The sequence below is a fragment of the Agrobacterium sp. NPDC058088 genome, from assembly GCF_042885035.1.
In the GTDB taxonomy this organism is placed as follows: Bacteria; Pseudomonadota; Alphaproteobacteria; order Rhizobiales; family Rhizobiaceae; genus Agrobacterium.
The window spans coordinates 13,248-37,831 of sequence record NZ_JBHVSU010000003.1 but is presented as its reverse complement, the minus strand read 5'-3'; the positions used below and the strand labels follow the sequence as shown (position 1 = coordinate 37,831).

Annotated in this window: 16 protein-coding genes; 9 read left to right on the top strand and 7 right to left on the bottom strand. The window is 59.8% G+C overall.

What is annotated here, in order from left to right:
• Positions 1 to 20 precede the first annotated feature (20 nt).
• Together ACFVTJ_RS10320 and ACFVTJ_RS10315 are read left to right on the top strand one after the other, a co-directional pair.
• Positions 21 to 497 carry a plastocyanin/azurin family copper-binding protein gene (locus ACFVTJ_RS10320; protein WP_386907009.1) on the top strand — a complete coding sequence of 159 codons (477 nt, stop codon included), beginning with the start codon at positions 21 to 23 and terminating at the stop codon, positions 495 to 497.
• A 24-nt stretch (positions 498 to 521) separates the two neighbouring features.
• Positions 522 to 806, top strand: a complete 285-nt coding sequence (locus ACFVTJ_RS10315; RefSeq protein ID WP_386907007.1) for a copper-binding protein — start codon at positions 522 to 524, stop codon at positions 804 to 806.
• 40 nt (positions 807 to 846) lie between these two features.
• Here the strand turns inward: ACFVTJ_RS10315 and ACFVTJ_RS10310 are convergent, their stop codons facing one another.
• The gene (locus ACFVTJ_RS10310) at positions 847 to 2,367 is read right to left on the bottom strand and encodes an MFS transporter (RefSeq protein WP_386907005.1); all 1,521 of its coding nucleotides are present in this window, start codon (positions 2,365 to 2,367) and stop codon (positions 847 to 849) included.
• A 132-nt stretch (positions 2,368 to 2,499) separates the two neighbouring features.
• On the opposite strand from ACFVTJ_RS10310, the gene ACFVTJ_RS10305 reads away from it, so the two are divergent.
• The gene (locus tag ACFVTJ_RS10305; protein ID WP_386907003.1) at positions 2,500 to 3,354 is read left to right on the top strand and encodes a LysR family transcriptional regulator; all 855 of its coding nucleotides are present in this window, start codon (positions 2,500 to 2,502) and stop codon (positions 3,352 to 3,354) included.
• Positions 3,355 to 3,454: 100 nt separating this feature from the next.
• Positions 3,455 to 4,237: a pyrroline-5-carboxylate reductase gene (locus ACFVTJ_RS10300; protein ID WP_386907001.1), complete on the top strand. Its 783-nt coding sequence runs from the start codon at positions 3,455 to 3,457 to the stop codon at positions 4,235 to 4,237.
• A gap of 54 nt (positions 4,238 to 4,291) precedes the next feature.
• Here the strand turns inward: ACFVTJ_RS10300 and ACFVTJ_RS10295 are convergent, their stop codons facing one another.
• From ACFVTJ_RS10295 to ACFVTJ_RS10270, 6 genes are all read right to left on the bottom strand, one after another.
• Positions 4,292 to 5,890: an MFS transporter gene (locus ACFVTJ_RS10295; RefSeq protein WP_386907000.1), complete on the bottom strand. Its 1,599-nt coding sequence runs from the start codon at positions 5,888 to 5,890 to the stop codon at positions 4,292 to 4,294.
• Positions 5,887 to 6,327 carry a DoxX family protein gene (locus ACFVTJ_RS10290; RefSeq protein ID WP_386906998.1) on the bottom strand — a complete coding sequence of 147 codons (441 nt, stop codon included), beginning with the start codon at positions 6,325 to 6,327 and terminating at the stop codon, positions 5,887 to 5,889. The genes ACFVTJ_RS10295 and ACFVTJ_RS10290 overlap by 4 nt, the downstream gene beginning before the upstream one ends.
• A gap of 190 nt (positions 6,328 to 6,517) precedes the next feature.
• Positions 6,518 to 8,500, bottom strand: coding sequence for an amidohydrolase family protein (locus ACFVTJ_RS10285; protein ID WP_386906996.1), 1,983 nt, complete (start codon positions 8,498 to 8,500; stop codon positions 6,518 to 6,520).
• Positions 8,500 to 8,790 carry a XapX domain-containing protein gene (locus ACFVTJ_RS10280; RefSeq protein WP_386906994.1) on the bottom strand — a complete coding sequence of 97 codons (291 nt, stop codon included), beginning with the start codon at positions 8,788 to 8,790 and terminating at the stop codon, positions 8,500 to 8,502. The genes ACFVTJ_RS10285 and ACFVTJ_RS10280 overlap by 1 nt, the downstream gene beginning before the upstream one ends.
• 73 nt (positions 8,791 to 8,863) lie before the next feature.
• A complete protein-coding gene (locus ACFVTJ_RS10275; RefSeq protein WP_386906993.1) occupies positions 8,864 to 9,553 on the bottom strand; it encodes a hydrolase in 690 nt (229 codons plus the stop codon).
• Positions 9,554 to 9,691: 138 nt separating this feature from the next.
• Complete coding sequence (locus ACFVTJ_RS10270) at positions 9,692 to 10,624, bottom strand: VOC family protein (RefSeq protein ID WP_386906991.1); 933 nt, start codon at positions 10,622 to 10,624, stop codon at positions 9,692 to 9,694.
• 119 nt (positions 10,625 to 10,743) lie between these two features.
• Between ACFVTJ_RS10270 and ACFVTJ_RS10265 the strand changes: the two genes are divergently transcribed.
• The 5 genes from ACFVTJ_RS10265 (at position 10,744) to ACFVTJ_RS10245 (ending at position 24,484) form a co-directional block, all read left to right on the top strand.
• Complete coding sequence (locus ACFVTJ_RS10265) at positions 10,744 to 11,643, top strand: LysR family transcriptional regulator (RefSeq protein WP_386906989.1); 900 nt, start codon at positions 10,744 to 10,746, stop codon at positions 11,641 to 11,643.
• Between the two features lie 754 nt (positions 11,644 to 12,397).
• The gene (locus ACFVTJ_RS10260; RefSeq protein ID WP_386906988.1) at positions 12,398 to 15,367 is read left to right on the top strand and encodes a beta strand repeat-containing protein; all 2,970 of its coding nucleotides are present in this window, start codon (positions 12,398 to 12,400) and stop codon (positions 15,365 to 15,367) included.
• Between the two features lie 392 nt (positions 15,368 to 15,759).
• Positions 15,760 to 17,805, top strand: coding sequence for a glycosyl transferase (locus ACFVTJ_RS10255; RefSeq protein ID WP_386906986.1), 2,046 nt, complete (start codon positions 15,760 to 15,762; stop codon positions 17,803 to 17,805).
• A 102-nt stretch (positions 17,806 to 17,907) separates the two neighbouring features.
• The gene (gene glf / locus ACFVTJ_RS10250; protein WP_386906984.1) at positions 17,908 to 19,065 is read left to right on the top strand and encodes a UDP-galactopyranose mutase; all 1,158 of its coding nucleotides are present in this window, start codon (positions 17,908 to 17,910) and stop codon (positions 19,063 to 19,065) included.
• 229 nt (positions 19,066 to 19,294) lie between these two features.
• Positions 19,295 to 24,484, top strand: coding sequence for a beta strand repeat-containing protein (locus ACFVTJ_RS10245; RefSeq protein ID WP_386906982.1), 5,190 nt, complete (start codon positions 19,295 to 19,297; stop codon positions 24,482 to 24,484).
• Positions 24,485 to 24,584: the final 100 nt, after the last annotated feature.

Genomic DNA, 24,584 nt, shown 5'->3' with positions numbered 1-24,584 from the left:
AAAATCAAGGAACATACAGAATGACCAAATTGAAACTTGCACTGCTTCTTACCGCTATTGCCACACCGGCCCTGGCCTCGGGCACCCACGGCGGTGGCCATGAAGCGATGGCGATCGGAGAACCGGGCGACAAGGCCAAGGTGACACAGACCATTCAGGTGACGATGAAGGAAACGCCCGATGGCAAGATGGTTTTCACCCCCGGCAAATTCGAATTCAAGAAGGGCAAGACCGTACGTTTTGCCGTGAAGAATGTCGGCGAGCTCGACCATGAATTCATCCTCGATGAACATGAGGCCAATCTGAAGCACAAGGCCGCCATGGAAAAGGCTCCGGAAATGGAACACGACAATCCGAACGCCATCAGCCTTGCGCCGGGCGAAAGCGGCGAAATCATCTGGAAATTCACCAATGACGGCATGTTCGAATTCGCCTGCCTGAAACCCGGGCATTACGAAGCCGGCATGCGCGGCGATCTCAAAGTTTCGGCAAAGTAACCCATTCAACAAAGGAATCTGACCATGAAGACGATCGTCAAAATCACCATCGCAGCAATGCTTTCACTGACCATTCCCTTCACCGCTTTCGCGCAGGAATTCACCAAGGGCACGGTGAAGAAGGTGGATGCTGGCGGAAAGAAAGTCACCATCATCCATGAGGAACTGAAAAACCTCGACATGCCGGCGATGACGATGGTGTTCCGCGTCAAGGATGAAGCTTTGCTGGCTAAGCTCAAGGAAGGCGCCAACATCGAGTTCGTCGCCGAACGCGAAGACGGCAAGCTGGTGGTTGCGCAGGTAAAGTAAGACTGCTGACGCCAATCCGAAAGAAACGAGACGGCAACGACTATCCGTTGCCCTCTCGTCCTTGGCGGCCAAAAACCGAGAAGCTCAGCCCGGCCAGCAGCCAGACACCGATGCCCGCATAAAGCATGACCAGCCCAAAGCCATCTGCAAGCGCCTGATGGACGAGCGTTTCCGAAACACGCTGCGCCGATGTGCCGGCGGTTCCGGCCGCAATCTTTTCCGCAAGCGATTGCAAGACATTCACATCCGTCTCGGCAGGCAGGTGTGCCCGCAGCGAAGCCCGAACCCCCTCCACCAGAATGAAGCCCATGATGGGGATGTTGATGGCAAGCGAGATCATGCGCGCGCTCATGTCGATGCCGGATGCCATGCCGGAGCGGGCGGGAGAAACCGCGCCCGTGGTGGTGTTGGTGACCGGCGTATTGGTCAGGCCGAGCCCGATGCCGGCAACGATGCAGCCGGGCACCATGGTAAGCCAGCTCGCATTTTCGATACTGCTCCCGAATTTCATCAGCATGAAACCCAGGCCGATGGTGAATAACCCGGCCGGAATGACGAGGCGCGGCTGATAACGCAACGACAGGCGCTCCGCGAGCGGCGGCACGACCAACGCCGGCAGCGTATAGGCAAGCAGACCGAGGCCGGCGGTGACGCTGTCATAACCGAGACCGGCCTGAAACCAGATCGGCAGATAGATCATGAACGGCCAGAAACTGATATTCATCGCCGCCGAACCAACGATCGCCCCGGAAAAAGGCCGCATGCGGAATACGGAGAAATCGAACATCGGCCTCTGCGTGCGCTTTTCAGCAACCACGAAGGCCATGAAGCTCACAACCGAGACCCCAAGGATAAGAAGCGCCATGGGGCTTGCGAAACCGAGCTCAGGCCCCTGCGTGATGAAAAAGGCAAGGCAAAAAACGGCGAGCGAAAGCGTGACCATGCCGGCAAGATCAAGCCGCGCCGCCTCCGGATCGCGCGATTCTCCCACGCCGCCCGCCGCAAGCAGCCATGTGACGATGCCAAGCACCACATGAACGAGGAACACCCATTCCCAGCTCCAAAGCGCCACGATGGCGCCGCCGATGATCGGGCCGAAACCCAGCCCCACGCCGGAGACGATGCCCCACCAGCCGAACGCCATGCCACGCTCCCGGGCCGTGCGGAACTGATGCGACAGGATGGCGATCTGGCACACCAGCATCGCCCCGCCGCTCAAGCCCTGAAAGAAGCGGGCGCCGATCAGCACGGAGACATTCTGCGTCATTCCGCAGGCAAGGGAGGAAAGTGCAAAGGCGGCAATACTGGCAATAAAGACGCGTTTGCGGCCGAAGCGGTCGGCCAGCGCGCCGGTTGCCATCAGCACCATGGTCACGCCGATCGTATAGGCGTTCATGATCCACTGTAGCTGGCGGAAATCCGCCTGCAGCACCTTTTCGAGCGTGGGCAGGATTGCCGGAACACTGGAAATTTCCAGTCCGAACATCAGGGCGGAGAGACAAACGGCAGCGAGCGCCATAGCGCTTCTGCTGCCCGCTTGTTCGGTAACAGCAAGGGTCATTCTTCAGCCTTTCGTGGGTGGTGCGCGCAAGGCGACATCCGCTCAATAAACCGAGGGCAAACTAGTCAAGGCTTGACCATAACGGAATTGGATGATTGGTTATTTCAGAGACAACAAATTGGAATGACAGAGATGCGCACGCTCGATGTGGAGGCCGTCGAGGCCTTTGTCACTATCGCTGATCTCCAGAGCTTCACCCGGGCCGCCGAAACGCTGGGCACCACCCAGGGCGCCATCAGCGTCAAGCTCAAACGGCTGGAAGACAGGCTTGGCCAGCGGTTGCTCGAACGAACACCGCGCGCGGTGCGCCTGTCTGCCCAGGGGGCGGTGTTTATCGCACCCGCCCGCGAATTTCTCGCGGCGCATGATCGGGCACTGGCGGGCCTTTCCTCGCCGCGCCGCCGTTTCGGCCTCGGCATTGCCGCGCATGTGGCCGGGCCAGAGGTGCCGACCCTTCTGGCACGGCTTAACGACCATGATCCCGGCCTGACGATTGAAGTGCGGATGGATCATTCCCGCTCCCTGCTCGACGCCTTTGACCGTGGTGAAATCGATGCGGCCATCATCAGACGCGAAGACGACCGGCGCGACGGCGAGGTGCTTGGGCCGGAGCATTTCGGCTGGTACGCAACCCCGCAATTCGAACACCGTCAGGGCGAACCGCTCAGACTGGCGGCACTTTCACCTACCTGTGGTGTGCGCAACATCGCCACCCATGCGCTGGACGCAGCGGCGATTGCCTGGACAGAGGTGTTTCTCGGCGGCACATCGTCAATGGTGACCGCGGCCGTCTCAGCCGGGCTTGCGATTTCCGTCTTTTCCTGCCGTCTTGCACCGCCCGGGACAGTCGAGGTCAGCCAGCGTTTTGGCCTGCCGTCTCTGCCCTCCAGCGAAATCATCATGTTCTCGACCCTGACCGACAGCAGGTCCCGCGAAGCGTTGCGCACACTTGCCGCTGCTTTTCGCGAGCACCGGCCGGCAAATTAACGCCCTCTGCTTGTCGACAATTGCCGGCGGAAAATTTAGCATCGGACGACAATGACACGGCCGATGCCCCTCTCGGTCCAGTCGCCGCAGTGGAGTATTCATGTCCCTTCCCCAGAAAATCGGCTTTATCGGAACGGGTGCCATCACCGATGCGATGGTGCGCGGCCTGCTTGCCAAGCCCGCCGCCGTACCACATGTCATGGTATCTCAGCGCAGCGCGGATATTTCGGCCAGACTTGCCACCGATTTTCCGCAGGTGATCGTCTCCGGCGACAATCAGATGATTGTTGATGGCTGCGATACCGTCATGCTGGCAATCCGTCCGCAGATCGCCGAAGAGGTCATCCGACCTTTGCGGTTCCGGGACGGGCAGAAGGTCATCAGTGTCGTGGCGGCAACCAGCCGGCAAGCGCTTCTGGACTGGATCGGAGCGGATGTGCGTCTCGCCCAGGCGATCCCCCTGCCCTTCGTTGCCCGGCGCAAGGGCGTCACCGCCATTTATCCCGCCGATACGGACACCGCCGCGATATTCAACGTGCTCGGCAATGCCGTGGAATGCGCGACAAAGGCGGAATACGACCTTCTGGCCGCCGCCAGCGCGCTGATGGCCACCTATTTCGGCATCATGCAAGCGACGACGGAGTGGCTGGCGGAGAACGGCCTGCCGGAAGACAAGGCGCGAGCCTATATCACGCCCCTCTTTGCCGGTCTCTCCGAGGTAGCCTTGCTGTCAGGCGAAAAGACAGGCTTCAACGAGATGAGCCGCGAATTTGCCACCAAAGGCGGCCTCAACGAGCAGGTGATGCAGGATTTCGACAAAAACGGCGGTTCCCATGCGCTGAAAGAGGCATTGAGCCGGGTGATGGAGCGGATCACACAATAACCGGCCGGCCTTTCAAGACGAGAACGAAAAAGGGGCCCTTCGGCCCCTTTCTGTTTATGCTTTTCCGGGACGATTGATCGTGAGGAAGTGGCGTACGACAGGCCTTTCCAGCCCCGAATGGTAAGCAAGCACCTTGCCCTGCAAATCCGCGTCGGCATTGGAAACCCGCTTGTGCTGGCGCAGATGCTCGGCCCAGGATTCCACCATGAACCATTCCACGATTTTCTGCGGATCGCCGGAATCTTCGGTGACACCCCAGCCATAGGCTCCATCGCGGCGGCGCTCCTGGGAGAGTTCGTCCAGGGCATGCAGGAAAGCCGAACGGTGATGCTTCTCGACATTATACTCGATCAGGATAAGAACCGGACCGCGATCATGGGCCACAGGCTCGGCAACCAGCGGTTCGGGCCAATGGTTGGATGGCACCATATCCGCGTCACCCGCAGGCAGTTTCAGGCGGTGCATGACGAGGCCTGCGATGAGAAGACCAGCGGCACCGATCAGCAGGGTGCCCGGGACACCGGCCGCCTCACCCACAGTGCCCCAGCCGATGCTGCCGGCTGTCATCGCACCATTGAAGACAGTGAGATAGACGGCGAGACCACGACCCCGCACCCAGTTTGGCAGGATCGCCTGAGCTGCGCCATTGAGCGTCGTCAGTGCCGTGATCCAGGCACCGCCGAGGAACAGCAGAATGATGATGGCAAGCCATTTCGGCGGAGCGAATGACAACCCGGCCATGACGAGCGCGGTGATGATGGCGGCGCCGAGAAGCAGGGCATCCGCATCGAAACGTGAGCGCAGCTTCGGCATGACCAGCGCCCCGCCGATTGCACCGGCCCCGACGGCGCCGAGCAGGATACCGTAGAAACTCGCATCTCCACCCAGCAATTGCCGGGCGACCAGCGGCAGCAGCGCCCAGACGGCACTGGCGAAAGCGAAGAAAATCGCTGCCCGCAGCAGAACGACATGCAGCGGCTTGCTGGCACGGGTATAACGAAGGCCTGCCCGGAATGCGCCGAGGAAACCTTCCGCCAGCGCGTCATCGGCGTTCTTCACCCGAGGCCACCACAAAAGGGCGGCGATGACGACGAAGTAACTGGCGACATCGGCACCGTAGGTGAAGGCTGCGCCAAAGGCCGCAAGCAGAATGCCGCCAACAGCGGGGCCGATGGAACGGGCGATGTTGATGCCAAGCGAGTTCAACGCCACGGCGCTCTTGATGTCCTCGCGCTTCACCAGTTCCGGCACGATCGCCTGCCAGGTCGGCCCCATCAGCGCGGCACCGATGCCACCGAGGAAGGTGAGGCCGATCAGGGCGCTGACGGACAACAGGCCGGTATGCGCGAGAACCATGAGGGTGACGCTGACAGAGGCCAGCAGCAGTTGGACGGCGATCAGGAATTTGCGTCGGTCGAGAATATCCGTCAGTACGCCGGCCGGGATCGCCAGAAGAAAGATCGGCAGGGTTCCGGCCGCTTGAACCAAGGCGACCGCCGCCGGCGAGGCCGAAAGATCGGTCATCAACCATGAGCTGGCGACATCACGCATGAAGCTGCCGGTATTGCCGAGCACTGTCGCAGCCCAGAGGACGGCGAAAACCGGTTGCGCAAGAGGAGCAAAGCTGCTCGCGGAAGATTTTGCGGCACTCATTTGCCTGTTCCTTTCGTGAGATCGATTGCACCGACGATGATGAAGGCACCGGCCAGACCGAGATGTTCGAAGAAGGCATTGGTGGCCATCATGCGGTCCATGCCGGGCGCCATTTCCCAGAACCGAAGAGCGATGAAAGTGGCAAGAAGCGTAAAGCCCGAGAGCGCCAGAGCACCCGCCCAGCGCAGGAAGCCCGATACCACCATGGCGGACGCGGTGAGTTCAAAAACGATGACAAAGACGGCAAATGCCGCCGCTGGCTGCAGGCCAAAATGGTTCATTTCCGCAATCGCGCCGGGGAAATCGAAGATCTTGGTAAGCGGCCCCTGAATATAGGCCGAGCAAAGCGCCAGAAGTGCCACGATTCGTGTGACGGGCGCGGCGACGATATCCGCAAGAAAACCGCGAAGGCGAAGGGTCGAAGATGGGTCAGTCATTGAATGCTCCTGCGATCTGGCCGTCGATGTGTGCGGCGCTGCGTTCATCTGATGGAGCGATATTGGCGCAACGGATTGTCGCCAACAATTGCATCAATAGTTTCGATATAATTGCACAATCTGCAATATTCTTTTGCGAACAACGGGCGACGGCGTGCGCCGCCCGTTGGATTTCTCTTGTCGATCAGGCTCAGACCGCCCAGCAGGAGCAGCCCAAGGCACCGAAAAAGCCCTTCAGATCAGCAATCGGCAGTTTCGATGTCCAGGCGCCGGCATGGTCGTGGCCATGGACACCGCAATCGCTGGCACAGCCGCAGGTGGAGATGGCCGTGCGGCGCAGCGAGCGGGCACCAGCGCCCTCGGGTTCACCCCAAGCGGCGTAGCCGCCGAACTTGCGCACTGGCGACCAGTCAGGCATGGCCGGGGGAATATTGCTCTCGTCCAGTGCCTTGAAGTCGCCAGCACCATAGACGATCTTACCGCCGACCATGGTCAATTCCGAGGTGAGGAAGGAGATTTCATCCTCCGCGCAGGAGAAGAAGTCCTTGTCCGGCACGACGAGGTCGGCGAACTGGCCTTTCTCGATGCGGCCCTTCGTGCCTTCTTCATTCGAGAACCAGGTGACTTTTTCCGTCCACATGCGCAGCGCTGTTTCGCGGTCGAGGCAGTTGGCGCGGGGATAAAGCTGCATGCCGCCGACTGTCTTGCCGGTCACCATCCAGAACAGCGACACCCACGGATTATAGGAGGCGACGCGCGTTGCATCCGTGCCGGCCGAAACGTTCACACCCTTATCGAGCATGCGCCGGATCGGTGGTGTGGCTTCGGCCACGCCCTGACCATAACGCTCGACGAAATATTCGCCCTGATAGGCCATGCGGTGCTGCGTGGCGATGCCGCCGCCAAGCGCGGCGATTCGGTCGATAGAGCGGTCAGAGATGGTTTCGGCGTGGTCAAAGAACCAGTTAAGCCCTTCGAGCGGGATGTCACGATTGACCTTTTCGAAGACATCCAGCGCCCGCGAAATAGTCTCGTCATAGGTGGCATGCAGACGCCAGGGCCAGCGGTTTTCCGCCAGAATACGGACAACGTCTTCAAGCTCGCCTTCCATTTCCGGTGGCATATCGGGCCGCGGCTGACGGAAATCCTCGAAATCGGCAGCGGAAAAGACCAGCATTTCGCCCGCACCATTGTGCCGGAAATAATCGTTGCCCTGCTTGTATTTGACCGATTGCGTCCAGTTGAGGAAGTCTTCCTTCTCCTGTTTCGGCTTCTGCGTGAAGAGGTTGTAGGCCAGCCGAACCGTCATCTGGTTCTCATCCGACAGCTTCTGGATCACCTCGTAATCATCGGGATAATTCTGGAAACCGCCGCCGGCATCGATCACGCCCGTCACACCCAGCCGGTTCAGCTCGCGCATGAAGTGGCGGGTGGAATTGACCTGATAATCGAGAGGCAGTTTCGGACCCTTGGCGAGCGTCGAATAGAGAATGCCGGCATTCGGCTTGGCGAGCAGCAGGCCCGTGGGATTGCCGTTGGCGTCGCGGGTGATCTCGCCGCCGGGCGGGTTCGGCGTATCCCTGGTATAGCCAACGGCGCGAAGTGCGGCACCGTTCAGCAGCGCCCTGTCATAGAGATGCAGAAGGAAGACGGGCGTATCCGGCGCCACCGCATTGATCTCTTCGATGGTCGGCAGGCGCTTTTCGACGAATTGATGCTCCGTGAAACCACCGACGACGCGCACCCATTGGGGGGCGGGCGTTATCGCGACCTGGCGCTTCAGCATGTCCATGGCATCGGCAAGCGAGCGAACGCCATCCCAGCGCAGTTCCATGTTGAAGTTCAGGCCACCGCGAATGACGTGGGTGTGGTTGTCTATCAGGCCGGGCAGAACTCGCTTGCCCTTGAGGTCGATGATCTTCGTTTCCGGCCCGGCAAGGGCCATGACCTTGGTATCGCTTCCCACCTCAACAAACAGACCATCCTTGATGGCGACTGCCGTTGCATTCGGATTGCCACGATCAAGTGTCGTGACGCGGCCATTGTGAAGGATGGTATCTGGGTGCATGGACGAAGCTCCGGTCTTGATGGGATCAGCGGCCTTAGCCGGTGAAAACAGATTCGGAAAGGCGAGACTGGATGCCGCGCCGAGGAAAGTGCGACGTGTCGGCATCAGCTTTTCTCCCGACTGGTTGGCTGCTGTGTCTGCGCAAGATCAGTCGTTTCAACACCACCCTTGGGCATATGACCGAACATGTGCGGCTTGATCTGGTTGAACCACGAAACGGCGGCGGGCTCCCTGTCGATGATCGTCCTCGCGAAAGGGATGATCTGTTCTCCGACCAAAATGCCCAGCAGGCCGACAAGCGCGATGACGGGCGGCGCGGGGGAGCGCACGTTGAGCAGGCTGTAGACGATACCGACCAGCAGGCCGGCGCCAAGCGACAAAAGATAGACTTTCATGGAAACCTCCTTTGGGTGGATAAAGCCGCGCCGGCCCGGATATCAATCCTGCCGGCGCGTCATGGTTGAAAGCTTATTTCGCGGGGTTCGGGCCGATGCGCTTGCCGTGCTTGACGCGCTCTGCACCGCCATGGACATGGGTGACGGCATAATCGATGCCCATGCCGTAGGCGCCGGAATGTTCCTTCACCAGCGAGGTAACGGCGTCATAGGTTTCCTTGCGGGCCCAGTCGCGCTGCCATTCCAGCAGCACCTGCTGCCAGGTGACGGGAATGATGCCCGCCTGCACCATGCGGTCCATTGCATATTTATGCGCATCGACAGAGGTGCCGCCAGACGCATCCGCCACCATGTAGATCTCGTAATCCGCGACATCATGCAGTGCCGAGAGCGCGAAGGTGGTGTTGCAGACCTCGGTCCAGAGACCGGAAACGACGATCTTCTTGCGGCCACCGGCGGCATTTTTCGCCAGGGCATCGCGGACATTCTGGTCATCCCAGGAATTCATCGAGGTGCGCTCAAGAATGTCGTTTTCCGGGAAAACCGCGAGCAGTTCCGGGAAGGTGTTGCCCGAGAAGCTTTCCGTTTCGACCGTGGTGATGGTCGTCGGGATGTTGAAGATCTTTGCCGCCTTGGCGAGGCCGACGACATTGTTCTTCAGGGTCTGGCGGTCGATCGACTGCACACCGAAAGCCATCTGCGGCTGCTGGTCGATAAAGATGAGCTGGCTGTTGGCGGGAGTAAGGACTTCAAGCTTCGACATTGTGGTTCTCCATTACTGTGGTGATTGCCGGTCTACGGCGGTGAAATTGACAAGGCTTGGCCGGTCAGCTGCCCGTCAGGGGCAGCCGTCTTGAAAAGGCGGAATGGGGTAGTGGGTCGATACGGCTCAGCGATCCGCCTATGCGGTGAGCGGCACCAGGTTCGCTTCGATCTGATTGCGGAAAGGCTCGTAGCGGCTGGGCAACTTCAGCGCTTCGCCCAGATGAGCCGTATCCTCGTCACGGTCGAAACCGGGTTCGTTGGTTGCGATCTCGAACAGGATCCCACCCGGGGTCCGGAAATAGATCGCCCAGAAGTAATCGCGGTCGATGACGGGGGTAACCTGATAGCCGGTATCCATCAGGGCCTTGCGCACTTCCAGCTGCTTTTCACGGTTTTCGACCGCAAAGGCGATGTGGTGGACCGAACCTGCTCCCTGACGGGCGAAGGGCGTATTCGGCAGGGTGGCAAGATCAATCGTATCGGCCCCGTTGCCGCCGGGAATGACATAACGCGTCACATTGCCCTCGGCATCGGCCCGCTCATATCCCATGAAGCGAAGAAGTTCTTCGGTGGCAGTCGTATCATTGAGATTAAAGCGCGCACCGGAGAAACCGCGTATGGCGTTTTCTTCGGAAATGCCCTCAGCCTGCCAGGCGGCGCGTGTATCATTTTCCGTTTCGATCAGCGCAAGGCCATCGCCATCGGGTCCAGTGAAGCGCAGGCGATTGGCGCCGAAGACCGTGTCGGCCTGAATACCAGCGGCACCCTTTGCGATCAGCCGGTCTTTCCAGAAACCCATGGCACCCTTCGGGATGGAGAACTGGGTCTCGCCCACCTCGCCGACGCCCGGACGACCCGCCATCATGTGTTCGAAGGGAAAATAGGTCATGACCGTGCCGGGCGTTCCCGTTTCGTCACCGTAATAAAGGTGATAAACGCCGGGTTCGTCGAAGTTGACCGTCTTCTTCACCCGGCGCAAGCCGAGCGTATCGGTGAAAAAGCTGTTGTTCTGCCGCGCATCCGACGCCATCGAGGTAACGTGGTGCAGGCCCTTGATATCCTTGATCATCGTCGGCGCCTTTCGTTCTGGCTGTGTTTGTTTCGATGGACAAAGATGTAACCGGCTTGATCATGTCGCGGAATTGCAATATTTCTCTCGAATGAATTGCGATTTATGAAATAATCAAGATGAACGATCACAAAGCCCTCAAAATCTTCCTGATGGCGGCCGAGAAGCGCAATTTCGCCCAGGTCGCCCGTGAACTCAGCATGACGGCCGCGGGCGTCACCCGTGCCATTGCTGCGCTTGAATGTGATCTCGGCGTGCAATTGTTTGTCCGCACCACCCGGCAGGTATCGCTGACCACGGATGGCGCAATCTTCGCGGCACAGATCCAGCCCGCGGTCGAGGCGCTGGAGAATGCCCGACGCGATGTGCGCAACGCCCACAAGGCCGATGAGGGGCGGCTGAGGATCAGCGCGCCGACCTGGCTCGGCAAGACGGTGCTGCCACAGATCCTGTCGGGCTTCCGGGAATTATATCCAAAAATGTGTTTCGAGGTTTCCCTGTCGGACGGCCTGGTCAATATTGTCGATGACGACTACGATCTGGCAATCCGTATTTCGTCGGCCCCATCAGACAAATTCACCATCTGGCGCAAGATAAGGGCTGTCCCGAGAATCCTGGTGGCAGCGCCCGGCAGTCGGTTCACGCAGATGAAACACCCAGGCGAGCTTACCCCCGACGATTGCCTCGCCTATAGTGGTGAAAGCCGGCGCGAAAACTGGATGCTCTCGGATGGCGGATCGAGCATCACTATCACCGCCGGTCGCGCCTTCAGCGCCAATAGTGGCGAAGTGCTGGCCGATATGGCAGCCGATGGCGCAGGCGTGGCCATGCTGCCGGGCTTCAATATCGCCGAACATATCCGCAGCGGCCGGCTCGTGCATGTTCTGCCGGGCTGGGTTCCACCCGAACTCTGGCTGACGCTCTATTATCCGCCCTATCAGACCCTGCCGCCCCGCATAGCGACCTTCTCGAAATTCTTCGAAGAACAGCTGTCGGCCCACATGGTGACGCTGGACTAAGGCCGGCATATTCCTCCGACGAACCGCTCAAATGCCTCGGTTGTGAAAGCGCTCTGGCCGAAATTCCGGGAAGGCGCTTTCGACATCCATTCTGCAGAATGAACTTGTCAGCGCTTGACGCAAACAGCCTATTGGCGACATCCGCCGGGTTAAAGCATTGCCATGACCTAAAGACAGCTTCCGATTTTAAAAAATGAAAAAAATAGTACGAATAAAGAAGGAAAAGCAAAAACCTCAACCCGTGATGGCATGCATTACATAAGTCGATCAGCCATTATCAAGCATTGCTATTTATCTTGAAACGACCCTCGCGATCGGAACCTGATCGCCACGCCTCCTTCAAGTTATGCTACTTATACGGTAGCGAAATTATTTGACGTCCAGAGTGAAGGATGGAAAATCCGGCACCTATTCGTTTTGCTTTATACTTGAATGGAATCTAAAATACGCATCCACCAAGAATAAATTGGGTCAGAGCAAACATTAACTCGTCTTTAAATGTTAGACTGATATGACACGCACGTCGCGATCTCTTAAGCGGCAAAAAATTATTAGCGGCATTCGCACAAGCTAGCGTGGAAAATCCGAGCCCCTATCTCCGGCTCGAATTGCATGAAGCGTTTCCAGCGCAGGTTCACATGAGCCATGTTCTCCACAATTTCGCTTTATTTGCGGATGTCTGATCGCTGTCATCATAGGCAGTGTCTGGCAGCAGATAGGCGTGACCATCCGCCATTCGGTAAAGGACACGTTCATGACTTCGATCCTATCCTCATTGTCTGCTGTGCAGATTTCCAAGCTTTCGACGTCCACCATTGCCAGCCTGACGTCGGAAGACGTGAATGCTCTTGATAGCACCAAAATCAAGGCTCTTTCGTCATCTCAGATCGCGTCTTTGAGCACGGATAACCTTGCTCTTTTCAGCTCTGAGGACCTGCGCGCCATTTCGGTGACCGCAGTCAAGGGTCTGACCCTCACCCAGATGGCGAAACTGAGCTCCGCTCAGGTCAGCAGCCTGTCGTCTTCTCAGGTTACCGCCCTTTATGCCAGCCAGATTGACGCCCTTTCGACCGACCAGATCAAGGCACTCAACTCGTCTCAGGTAGCAGGCCTCAGCTCCGCTCAGGTTGCAACACTGAGCAGCGACGAACTGGCCCTCTTCTCCACCGACGAGATCAAGGCGATCAGCGCCAATGCCATCGCAGGTCTTTCCACAGCAGCCATCGCCGCTCTCAGCACCGACAATGCAGCCGCGCTGACAAAGACGCAGATCGCCGCCTTGTCTTCCACGCAGTTCAACGCACTCAGCTCCGGCAGCCTTGCAACCTTCTCGGCAGACGAAGTCAAGGCGATCAGCACCAAAATCCTTGCTGGTCTTGATGTGAGCAAGCTCAGCACCGGCAATATCGCCGCACTCAGCAAGGCGCAGGTTTCGGCGCTCTCCACGGCGCAGTTTGCGGCCATGTCGACTGATCAGATCAAGGCGCTGACATCCGAGCAGGTCTCTGGCCTCAGCTCCGCTCAGGTCGCGACGCTCAGCAGCGACGAACTGGCTCTCTTCTCGACAGACGAGATCAAAGCGATCGCCGCCAACGCCGTTGCCGGCCTCTCGTCCGCAGCCCTCGCTGCGCTTACGACCGACAATGCATCTGCCCTGACGAAGACCCAGATTGCCGGCCTTTCGTCCACGCAGCTCAACGCATTGACCTCCGCAAACCTTGCCACCTTTACGGCAGACGAGATCAAGGCGATCACCACCAAGGCGCTGGCAGGTCTCGATGTGACCAAGCTCAGCACCGACAACATCGCCGCGCTGACCAAGGCTCAGGTGACGTCGCTTTCCTCGACGCAGTTCGCCGCCATGTCGACTGATCAGATCAAGGCGCTGACATCCGAGCAGGTCTCTGGTCTGAGCTCTGCCCAGGTTGCAACGCTTAGCAGCGACGAACTGGCCCTCTTCTCCACGGCTGAGATCGGCGCCTTCAGCGCCAATGCCGTCGCTGGCCTTTCCACGGCGGCTCTGGCTGCCCTGACGACCGACAATGCATCTGCTCTGACAAAGACCCAGATTGCCGGCCTCTCGTCCACGCAACTCAACGCCCTGACATCGGGTAGCCTCGCCACCTTCACGGCAGACGAAGTCAAGGCAATCACTACAAAGGCGCTCGCTGGCCTTGATGTCTCCAAGCTCAGCACCGGCAATATCGCCGCACTCAGCAAGGCACAGGTTTCGGCGCTCTCCACGGCGCAGTTTACCGCCATGTCGACCGACCAGATCAAGGCCCTGACCTCCGATCAGGTGTCCGGTCTCAGCTCCGCTCAGGTCGCGACGCTCAGCAGCGACGAACTGGCTCTCTTCTCCACCGATGAGATCAAGGCCATCGGCGCCAACGCCGTTGCCGGCCTTTCTACCGCAGCCCTGGCTGCCCTTACGACCGACAATGCATCGGCTCTGACGAAGACCCAGATTGCCGGCCTTTCGTCCACCCAGCTTAATGCTCTGACCTCCGCAAACCTCGCCACCTTTACTGCAGACGAGATCAAGGCGATCACCACCAAGGCGCTCTCCGGTCTCGATGTGACCAAGCTCAGCACCGGCAACATCGCCGCACTGACCAAGGCTCAAGTAACGTCGCTTTCCTCGACGCAGTTCGCGGCGCTCTCGACCGACCAGATCAAGGCCCTCACCTCCGAGCAGGTCTCTGGCCTCAGCTCCGCTCAGGTCGGGACACTGAGCAGCGACGAACTGGCCCTCTTCTCCACGGATGAGATCAAGGCCATCGGCGCCAACGCCGTTGCCGGTCTTTCTACCGCGGCCCTGGCCGCCCTCAGCACCGATAACGCAGCCGCACTGACGAAGACCCAGATTGCTGGCCTCTCGTCCACGCAGCTCAACGCGCTGACCTCTGCAAGCCTGGGCAACTTCTCGGCAGACGAGATCAAGGCGATCAGCACCAAGGCGCTCTCCGGTCTCGATGTGACCAAGCTTAGCAGCGACAACATCGCTGCTCTCAGCAGAGCCCAGGCGGCATCGCTCTCGACTGCACAGTTCGCAGCCATGTCGACTGCCCAGATCAAGGCTCTCAACTCCGATCAGATTGCCGGCCTGAGCTCGGCCCAGATCGGTACGCTGAGCAGCGACGAACTGGCCCTCTTCTCCACCGATGAGATCAAGGCCATCGGCGCCAATGCCGTCTCCGGTCTGACGACTGCGGCTATTACGTCGCTTAGCACCGACAACGCCGCAGCACTGACCAAGACCCAGATTGCGGGCCTGTCTTCGACGCAACTCAACGCCTTCAACTCCGCGAACCTTGCGACCTTCACGGCGGACGAAGTCAAGGCGATCACCGCCAAGGCTCTCGGCGGTCTCGACGCCACCAAGCTCAGCACCGGCAATATTGCCGCACTCAGCAAGGCTCAGGCCGCAGCACTGTCGTCGACGCAGTTCGCAGCCCTCTCGACCGATCAGATCGCGGCACTGACCTCCGAACAGGTGTCTGGTCTGAATTCTGCTCAGGTCGCTACGCTCAACAGCACCGAGCTGGCGCTGTTCTCGACAGACGAGATCAAGGCTATCAGCGCCAACGCCGTCGCCGGTCTTTCCACCGCGGCTATCGGCGGCCTCAGCACCGCCCAGGCTGGAGCTCTTTCGGCCCAGCAGCTGAAAGTCATGAACGACGCACAGGTTGAAGCGGTCATCAAGGCTTACAAGGGTGTATAAAACTTAAGAAACCAGACGATCCACGACGCGGCCCGAAGCCGCGTCGTGGCACATTTGGGCTTTTCGTCGCAGAATGCTTCGAAAGATTTCTGAAAAATTCGTCTGCATCGTTTATCGAAACAATGCTTTCGTCGCGCGATAGAACAATCGGCTGAGGCATTCTCGCCCGGAGACAATTTCAGCAATTGGTCCCTTGGCCTGACTGATCCGTTGCCTCCCAGGCGACCGTTTGACTGGAAGGACATTTCGCTCCTCAAAGCCCGCGGCTGATCAGCGCAAGCAACCCGGAACTCAATACATCCAGCCACAGGCAAGTTACCTGCGATAGCTAAAGACGGCCCATCAACAGGCTGCTTTATCTTAGACCCTTTGTCGCCTTGCCGCAGGATGTCATGACCGCCAACCAAGTCTCCCCATCAAATGACGACACCGCTCCGAGCGCACTCGATCTTGCGCGGAACCAGCGGCTGAGCCTCATGGATCTGCTGAGCATATCAGAGGCGCTCAATGCCGCCGGGCAACAGGCGGCGGCGGCGGAGCTTTACAAGACCTGGGTCGCATTCAACGACAACAACCCGACGATCCATCTCGCCTATTTCAACTATGCCGTCATGCTCAACCAGCTGGGCGATCGGGCCGGCGCTGTACAGGCGTTCCGCGCCTGCCTGAAGGCCAACCCGGAATTCGCGCCCGGCCACATCAATCTCGGCCGCGCGCTTGAAGATGCCGGGTTGATCGGCCATGCCGTCGAGCAATGGTCGCATTATGCCGAAGCGACGAAAAGCGTCGACGCCGAGACAATCGGCCATCGGCATATGACCCTGCAGAATATGGGCCGGGTTCTCGAAGGCGCCGGAAAGCTCGTAGAGGCCGAGACCGCATTGCTGCAGGCGTTCGAACTGCGGCCGGAACTGCCGGAGGCCGGCCAGCACTGGGCGTCGTTGCGGCAGCGCCAGTGCAAATGGCCCATACTTGCCCCTTCGAGCCATATTCCCGTGCGCAAGATGCTCGATGCGATGTCGTCGCTGACGTTGAGCTGTTACGCCGACGATCCGATGTTCCAGCTCGCCAAGGCATATCGCCTCAGCAAGATGCTGGTCGGTGCGCGTCCGGACCTCAGCCGGTTCCCGCGCCGGTCACCGAAGCAGAAATCCGGCACCGGCCAGCGTCTGCGCGTCGGCTATCTTTCGTCGGATCTTCGCGATCATGCCGTCGGCTTCGCCCTCTGCGAAGTTCTGGAACTTCATGACAAGGATAGCATCGAGGTCTTCGCCTATTATTGCGGCAATGTCCGCGGCACTGACAGCACGCAGGGGCGCATCAAAGCCGCGGTCCATTGCTGGCGTGATATTCATGGCATGGATGACGCCACCGCGGCATCTCAGATCATTGCCGACGAGATCGATATATTGATCGACGTGAATGGTTACACCAAGGATGCCCGCACGAAAATCTTCGCCTATCGTCCCGCGCCTGTCATCGTCAGCTTCTGCGGTTATCCCGGATCGATGGGAAGCCCGTTCCATCAATATCTGATCTCCGACGGTTACATGATCCCGCCGGAGAACGAGATCTATTATTCCGAGAAGGTGCTCCGCATCGCCTGCGACCAGCCCCTCGACCGGAAGCGGTCCATCGCCCCCCGGCCCACCCGGGCAGAGGTCGGATTGCCGGAGGATGCCTTCGTTTATGCCAGCTTCAACGGCATGCAGAAGATCACGGAAAACTGCTTCGCCCGCTGGATGACGATCCTGTCTGAGACGCCCGGCAGCCTGTTGTGGCTGCTGGCGGGTGATGACGACGTCAATCAACGCCTGCGAGACCTTGCGGAAAAGAGCGGCGTCGCGTCCGACAGGCTCATCTTCGCGCCGAAGGCCCAGAACCCGCAGCATATTGCGCGCATCGGCCTTGCCGATCTGTTTCTCGACACGTTCCCCTATGGCGCGCATTCCACGGCATCGGATGCGATAACCTCAGGCCTGCCGGTTCTCACTATGTCGGGCAAGACCTTTGCCGCACGCTTCTGCGGCAGCATCGTCACCGCAGCAGGTGTGCCGGAGATGATCTGCTCCTCACCGGAAGATTATGTCGCCCGCGCCATCGGTTTCGAACGCGACCGCAAAAGCCTTCTGGAGGTCAGGGAATCGATCGCCCGGCAGCGCGACACCAGCGTCCTGCGGGATATTCCCGGTCTGGCGCGGCGTCTCGAAGAACTCTTCTGGCAAATGCAGGGTGAATGCGAGCGTGGCGAGACCCCTGTGCCCGACCTCAGCAATCTCGATATTTATTACGAAGCAGGGGCAGAGGCGCTGCAGGAAAACATCGAGTTCGAGGACGAACAGAGTTACCGCGAGCGCTACCTGAAAAAGCTGAGACAATGGCACGACTATGCGCCAATCCCCTATGACCGCCGCCTCTGGCAGAAACCGGACAATTGAGCGGCGCATCGAACGACACCGGCGAGGACAAGCGCCGTGCGGCGCCTCCCGGCAAATCTTGACCGCCCGCAAGGCGATGGATGAACAGGACTGACTTAAGCAATGATCGCGGACGAAAGAATTGTCATTGTGGGTGCCGGGCTTTCCGGCGCGGTCATTGGCCGTGAGCTTGCACTGGCGGGCCATAGGGTCGACATCGTCGATGCCCGCGATCACATTGCCGGCAATTGCTACACCGAACGCGACGACGAAACCGGCGTCATGGTGCATGTTTACGGCCCGCATATTTTCCATACCGACGACAGGGAAGTCTGGGAATACGTCAACAGCTTCCAGACCTTCATGCCCTATAAGAACCGCGTGAAAACGACGAGTGGTGAGCAGGTATACTCCCTTCCCGTCAACCTGCACACGATCAACCAGTTCTTCGGCAAGAATTTCCGGCCCGATGAAGCGCGACGCTTCATCGAGGAAAAGGCCGACAAGTCGATCACCGATCCACAGACCTTTGAGGAGCAGGCGCTGCGCTTCGTCGGCCGCGATCTCTATGAAGCCTTCTTCAAGGGATATACCGAGAAACAATGGGGCTGCTCGCCGACGGAACTGCCCGCCTCTATCCTGAAGCGCCTGCCAGTGCGCTTCAATTACGACGACAATTACTTCTTCCATAAATATCAGGGCATGCCTGAAAACGGTTATGCGGAGATGATCGAGCGCATCCTCGATCACCCCAACATCACGGTAAAGCTCGGCACGCGTTTTGATCGCGCCGAAGCGCCAGCCTCCGCCCATGTCTTCTACTCCGGTCCACTTGACGGCTATTTCGATTTCGAATTTGGTCGTCTGGCATACCGGACCCTCGATTTCGAACGGTTCACCTATGACGGCGATTATCAAGGCTGCGCGGTGATGAATTACGGCGACGTGTCGGTGCCCTTTACCCGCATCACCGAACACAAGCATTTTTCTCCATGGGAAGACCCTGCCGGTTCCGTCTGCTACCGGGAGTTCTCCCGCGAATGCGGCCCGCAAGACATTCCCTATTATCCCATCCGGCTGGTCGAGGACAAAGAACAGCTTGCCGATTATGTGGCGCGGGCCGAACGGGAAGCGTCGGTCACGTTCGTTGGACGGCTCGGGACCTACCGTTATCTCGACATGGATGCGACCATCCGCGAAGCGCTCGACACCGCCCGCCTCTATCTCGCCAGGCAATCAGAGGGCGGCTCCATGCCGGCGTTTCTGCACTCACCGGTCTGAGACGGATTACGCATTTCCTTTTGACGGGTTTATCGGCCGGTATCCAAGCCTTTGCTGCTCTGAAGAGCAATATCGCAAAGGCGACCGGCCGAAGCGCAACTTAAGGTTCAGGCAAGCCCGCTTGCGTACTCAACATCTGAAAAATGGTGGACCTGTGTAACCGATGCCCTTGCGGGGGCTTGGGCGGGCAATCCATCTGTCGAGGCTTGGGCTTTAGGATTTTCCGGACATGACGTCGATCATTTCTTCCCTGAATGTCAATCAGATCAGATATCTTTCGACAGAGGCGGTCGCTGCCTGGACAACCGAGGACGTCGCGTCGCTCTCCACAACGCAGATCAAGGCGCTCTCCTCTGATCAGATCGCGGCACTGGATGTGGAGGATGTCAAAGTCCTCAACTCCCAGCAGCTGAGCGCCATTTCCCAGGGCGCCATCGTCGGCTTGACACTCGACCAACTCAGCATTCTCGATCAATACGCCATCAAAAGCCTGAGTGCGAGCCAGGTTTCCGCGCTGACGGCCACCCAGTTTCATGCCCTGACGACGGATCAGGCGGAGGCTTTGACCTCCTCCCAGGTACGTGTTCTGAGCTCAGCGCAACTTGCTGCGCTCAGCGCGGAGGATATCGCAACATTCTCGACCGCGGACATGGCGGCGATTACGGCGAAAGCCATACCGGGCCTGAGCACTGAAGTGATCGCAGGACTTACCCCGGATCAGATCGCGGCGCTGAACATCAGCGCGATCGCAAGCCTCACGACAGAACAGATCGCGATCCTGAGCCCGCAGCAGGCCGAAGCCCTGACCCCGGTTCAGGTGAAGGTGTTGAGCGCGCTTCAGCTCGCCGCCTTCGGCACAGACGATATCGCCACCTTCTCCACGGCCGACATAGCCGCTATTACCGGCAAGGCCATAACGGGCCTCAGCATCGAGGCAATCGCAGAACTGACTGCGGATCGCGTCGCCGCCCTGAATGCAAGCGCGATCGCAGGCCTGACGACCGAGCAGATCGAGGCTTTGAGTACTGCCCAGATCGCCGCCTTGACGACGGCGCAGATTGCTGCACTCAAAACGACCCACATCGCGGCCTTGAGCACCAGCCAGGTCGAAGCCCTGACCCCGGAACAGGTACGGTCGCTGAACGCGTCGCAACTCGCAGTCCTGAGCGCGGAGGATATCGCAACATTCTCCACCGCCGATATCGCCGCAATCACGCGCCTGGCCATGCCTCGCCTGAACACGGAAGCGATCAGCACACTGACCCTCGATCAGATCGCAGCCCTGACGACGGCCCAGCTGAGCGCCCTCAGTGCAACACAGTTCCAGGCCTTGAACGCAGGTCAGGTCGAGGCCCTGTCGGCCGCTCACATTGCAGCCTTGAGCACCGCCGTGATCGCAAGTCTGACGGCCGATCAGATAGAGGCTTTTAGCACACAACAGATCGAGGCCTTCTCCGCCGCACAGGTGAAGCTGCTGAACTCGGCTCAAATTGCTGCCCTTAGCCCGGACGACATAGCGACATTCTCAACCGCTGATATCGCGGCTATTGCCGGCAAGGCAATATCGGGCCTGAGCACGGGCGCAATCGCCGCGCTGACCACCGCTCAGATCGCCGCCCTGGCAACCGGCGCGATCGCCGGCCTGACAGACGATCAGATAGATGCCCTGAGCACCAATCAGGTCGCGGCCCTCTCCCCGACGCAGGTGAAATCACTGAGTTCAACGCAACTCGCTGCCCTGAGCGTGGAGGATATCGCGACATTCTCAAGCTCCGATCTCGCCACGATTACCGGCAAGGCCATGTCGGGCCTGAGTACGGATGTCATCGCAGCGCTGACCGCCGCTCAAATCGCCGCCTTCGGCGCCAGCGCGATTGCCGGCCTGACGGCCGACCAGGTCGAAGCCTTGAGCAGCGCCCAGGTCAGCCTTTTGTCCACCGCGCAGATCAAGGCGTTGAGTTCGACGCAGGTCGCGGCCCTGGGGAACGATGTCGCTGCCTTGTCCACCAGCCAGACCGCCGTCTTGAGTGCAGTAGGCATCAAGGGCCTGACCTCGGACCAGATCGCAATCCTGCGCGCCGATCAGTTTTCCGCCTTGACCACAGCCCAGATCGCGGCCCTCAGCTCGGGACAGATTGCGGCGATGGGCGCCAGCAACATCGCATTACTTTCCGTGGCCCAGATTGCGGCAATAAACACGTCAAGCATGGCAGGACTTTCAACCAGCCAGATCGCAGCGCTCACCACCGAGCAGATTTCCAGGCTGTCGAGCAGGCAGATGGCAATGTTGAGCTCGGCACAAATTGGGGCGCTCACCACCGACGCCGTGGCCGCTCTTTCAATCGCACAGATTTCCAGCCTGAGCGCCTCGGGTATTTCAGGGCTGAGCAGACAGCAACTGGCGACGTTCAGCACCGCCCAGGTTGAAGCCCTGACGAGTGCGCAGATCCTCAATTTCAGTTCCATGCATATTGCCGAACTGGGAACGGAAGATCTCGCGAAATTCACCACCAAGGATATTGCCGCGATCAGTTCGAGCGCGATCGCAGGATTGTCGGCGGAGGCCCTGGCCTCCCTGACGACGGCCCAGATTGCGGCTCTGAACGCGCAAAGCATCAATGCGCTGAGCACCGCGCAGATTGCGGCCTTGACCACCGCTCAGGTCGAGGCATTGACCTCCACCCAGATCAGCGCGCTCACCTCAAAACAGATCGCGGCCTTGAGCACGGACGACATCGCAACGTTCTCGACCAAGGATATTGCCGCAATCAGTTCGGATGCGATTGCGGGCCTGTCCGCGGATACCATCGCGTCGCTGGCGACAGCTCAGATCGCCGCACTGAATGTGAAAAGCATCGCTGCGCTCAGCACCGTGCAGATCGTGGCCCTGACAACGGCTCAGGTCGAGGCATTGACCACCACCCAGGTCGGCGCTCTCAGCTCGACGCAGGTCGCCGTCCTGAGCACGGACGATATCGCAACCTTTTCGACGAGAGACATGGCCGCACTCGGTCCGAGTGCAATCGCGGGCCTATCGAAGGACACCATAACGTCGCTGACGACAGCCCAGATCACCGCGCTGAGCATGGCCGGTATCAGTGGGCTGACCACGGGGCAGATCGCGGCCTTGACGGGCGATCAACTCAACGTCCTCACCAATACCCAGATCGCTGCCCTCACCTCCAGGCAGGTGGCGGCACTTGATGTGGCGGATATTGCCGCGCTTTCGACAGGCCAGATCGCCGCCCTCAGCGCGGCGGGCGCGGCCGGTCTCACCACCGATCAGATCGCCGCCCTCAGTACCGATCAGGTCGCAGCGATGACCAGCGGCCAGGTCGCGGCTCTCAGCGCAAAACAGATCGCCGCTCTGGGCACCGACGACATTGCGACTTTCTCGACAGGGGATATTGCCGCACTCAGTTCGAACGCGGTTGCGGGCCTCTCAAGGGACACCGTGGCATCGCTGACGACAGCCCAGATCGCGGCGCTGAGTTCGGCCGGTATCAGCGGGCTGGGCACCGGGCAGATCGCTGCACTCACAAGCGATCAGATCAGCGTTCTCACCAATGCCCAGATCAGCGCCCTAACCTCCAGGCAGGTGGCGGCACTTGATGTGGCGGACATCGCCGCGCTTTCAGGGGCTCAGATTGCCTCGATTGGCGTCGCAGGCGTGGCAGGCCTCACCACGGATCAGATCGCAGCCCTGAGCACCCGTCAGGTCGAGGCACTGACCAGTGCCCAGATCGCGGCTCTCGGCGCAAAGCAGATTGCGGCTCTCAGCGCCGATGATCTCGCGATCTTCACCACCGCCGAAATGGCCGCAATCGGCTCCGCTGCGATCTCCGGCCTGTCGGCATCGACCATCGCTTCCCTGACGACGGCGCAGATCGCGGCCCTCGGCACGGCGGCGGCATCGGGCCTCACCACCGACCAGATCGCCGCCCTCGGCACCGGTCAGGTGGATGCCCTCACCAATGCGCAGATCGGCGCCCTCACCTCCAAACAGGTTACGGCACTCAGCGTTTCCGGCATCGCCTCGCTGTCGTCGGCCCAGATAGCCGCTCTCAGCACAGTGGGCGTGGCGGGCCTCACCACGGATCAGATTGCGGCCTTGAGCACCAGTCAGGTCGAAGCCCTGACCAGTGTCCAGATCGCCGCCCTGAGTTCGAAACAGATCGCGGCCCTCAGCGCCGATGATCTCGATATCTTCACCACCGCCGAAATGGCCGCAATCGGGTCGAGTGCGATCTCGGGCCTGTCGGCATCGACCATCGCGTCCCTGACAACGGCGCAGATCGCGGCCCTCGGCACGGCGGCGGTATCGGGCCTCACCACCGACCAGATCGCCGCCCTCGGCACCGGACAGTTGAACGGCCTCACCAATGCGCAGGTCGGTGCCCTCACCTCCAGGCAGGTGGCGGCACTCAGCGCGGCGGGCATCGCTGCGCTGACGACAAGCCAAATCGCCGCTGTGGACGCCAAGGCCGTCGCGGGCCTCGGCAGCGCGCAGGCTGGCGCCTTGAGCATCGAACAGGTTCAAGCACTATCGACCCGTCAGATAGCGGCGTTGAATTCGGATGCCCTGCAGGGGCTGTCTACGGACATGCTGGAAACCTTCTCGCCAGAGGAACTCGCAGCCATTGGTGCGAGCGCGATAAAGGGACTGTCTACGAACTTTGTCGCCACACTTTCCACGGCAGAGGTTGCCGCCCTCAGTACGGCAGGCATCTCCGGATTGACCAGCGAGCAGGTCGATGCCCTTGGCAAGGACAGGATCAACGCCCTTTCCAGCAGCCAGATCGCCGCATTGAGCTCATCCGGGCTGGCCGGGCTGACGGTGGAGGATATGGCAACCTTCTCCACCGGGGAACTTGCCGCAATCAGTTCAACGGCCATCAGGGGTTTGTCCACTACCGTCGTCGCATCCCTGTCTCCAGAGTCGCTAACCGCGCTGACGACGGGCCAGGTGGCTTCGCTGAGCTACGGCCAGGTGGAGGCAATGAACGCCGCACAAATCGGCGCATTGTCGACATCCCAGGTCAACGCCCTCAGTGCAAGGCAGGCAGCCGCGCTTGGCGCAGACGACCTCACGAGATTTTCCGCCGAACAGATCATCAGCTTGAGTTCAAGCGCGATCCCGGGACTGAGCACCAGCACCCTCGCCGGTCTGACGGCCTCCCAGGCCGCGGCTTTCACGCCGGGCCAGATTGCCGCCATGACATCGTCGCAGGTTACGGCGTTGAATAGCAGCAAGCCCGCAAACAGCTCCGTGCAGGAGATTGCTTCCTTCCTCTCGACCACCGAGGCGACGTCTTCGCAAGGCAATACGGGCAAGACAGGTGGATCAGTCGACCCATCGACGACGGCGCAGGATTCGTCCAGCGTCGCCTCAGCCATCCTCTCTTATCTGGACGTCTGAGCGGTCCTGTCCTCTGACGCCGCGAATATCGAAGAGGCTGATGAGACCGGAAAAAGAAACGGGCGTCACCGCAAGGGACGCCCGTCATGGCAACTACCTT

What these genes read in the sequence shown, in the direction of transcription:
- ACFVTJ_RS10310 (WP_386907005.1), bottom strand. Translation starts at nt 2,367, where the DNA reads ATGACCCTTGCTGTTACCGAACAAGCGGGCAGCAGAAGCGCTATGGCG.
- ACFVTJ_RS10315 (WP_386907007.1), top strand. Translation starts at nt 522, where the DNA reads ATGAAGACGATCGTCAAAATCACCATCGCAGCAATGCTTTCACTGACC.
- ACFVTJ_RS10255 (WP_386906986.1), top strand. Translation starts at nt 15,760, where the DNA reads ATGACCGCCAACCAAGTCTCCCCATCAAATGACGACACCGCTCCGAGC.
- ACFVTJ_RS10275 (WP_386906993.1), bottom strand. Translation starts at nt 9,553, where the DNA reads ATGTCGAAGCTTGAAGTCCTTACTCCCGCCAACAGCCAGCTCATCTTT.
- ACFVTJ_RS10280 (WP_386906994.1), bottom strand. Translation starts at nt 8,790, where the DNA reads ATGAAAGTCTATCTTTTGTCGCTTGGCGCCGGCCTGCTGGTCGGTATC.
- ACFVTJ_RS10245 (WP_386906982.1), top strand. Translation starts at nt 19,295, where the DNA reads ATGACGTCGATCATTTCTTCCCTGAATGTCAATCAGATCAGATATCTT.
- glf (WP_386906984.1), top strand. Translation starts at nt 17,908, where the DNA reads ATGATCGCGGACGAAAGAATTGTCATTGTGGGTGCCGGGCTTTCCGGC.
- ACFVTJ_RS10290 (WP_386906998.1), bottom strand. Translation starts at nt 6,327, where the DNA reads ATGACTGACCCATCTTCGACCCTTCGCCTTCGCGGTTTTCTTGCGGAT.
- ACFVTJ_RS10260 (WP_386906988.1), top strand. Translation starts at nt 12,398, where the DNA reads ATGACTTCGATCCTATCCTCATTGTCTGCTGTGCAGATTTCCAAGCTT.
- ACFVTJ_RS10285 (WP_386906996.1), bottom strand. Translation starts at nt 8,500, where the DNA reads ATGCCGACACGTCGCACTTTCCTCGGCGCGGCATCCAGTCTCGCCTTT.
- ACFVTJ_RS10320 (WP_386907009.1), top strand. Translation starts at nt 21, where the DNA reads ATGACCAAATTGAAACTTGCACTGCTTCTTACCGCTATTGCCACACCG.
- ACFVTJ_RS10265 (WP_386906989.1), top strand. Translation starts at nt 10,744, where the DNA reads ATGAACGATCACAAAGCCCTCAAAATCTTCCTGATGGCGGCCGAGAAG.
- ACFVTJ_RS10300 (WP_386907001.1), top strand. Translation starts at nt 3,455, where the DNA reads ATGTCCCTTCCCCAGAAAATCGGCTTTATCGGAACGGGTGCCATCACC.
- ACFVTJ_RS10305 (WP_386907003.1), top strand. Translation starts at nt 2,500, where the DNA reads ATGCGCACGCTCGATGTGGAGGCCGTCGAGGCCTTTGTCACTATCGCT.
- ACFVTJ_RS10295 (WP_386907000.1), bottom strand. Translation starts at nt 5,890, where the DNA reads ATGAGTGCCGCAAAATCTTCCGCGAGCAGCTTTGCTCCTCTTGCGCAA.
- ACFVTJ_RS10270 (WP_386906991.1), bottom strand. Translation starts at nt 10,624, where the DNA reads ATGATCAAGGATATCAAGGGCCTGCACCACGTTACCTCGATGGCGTCG.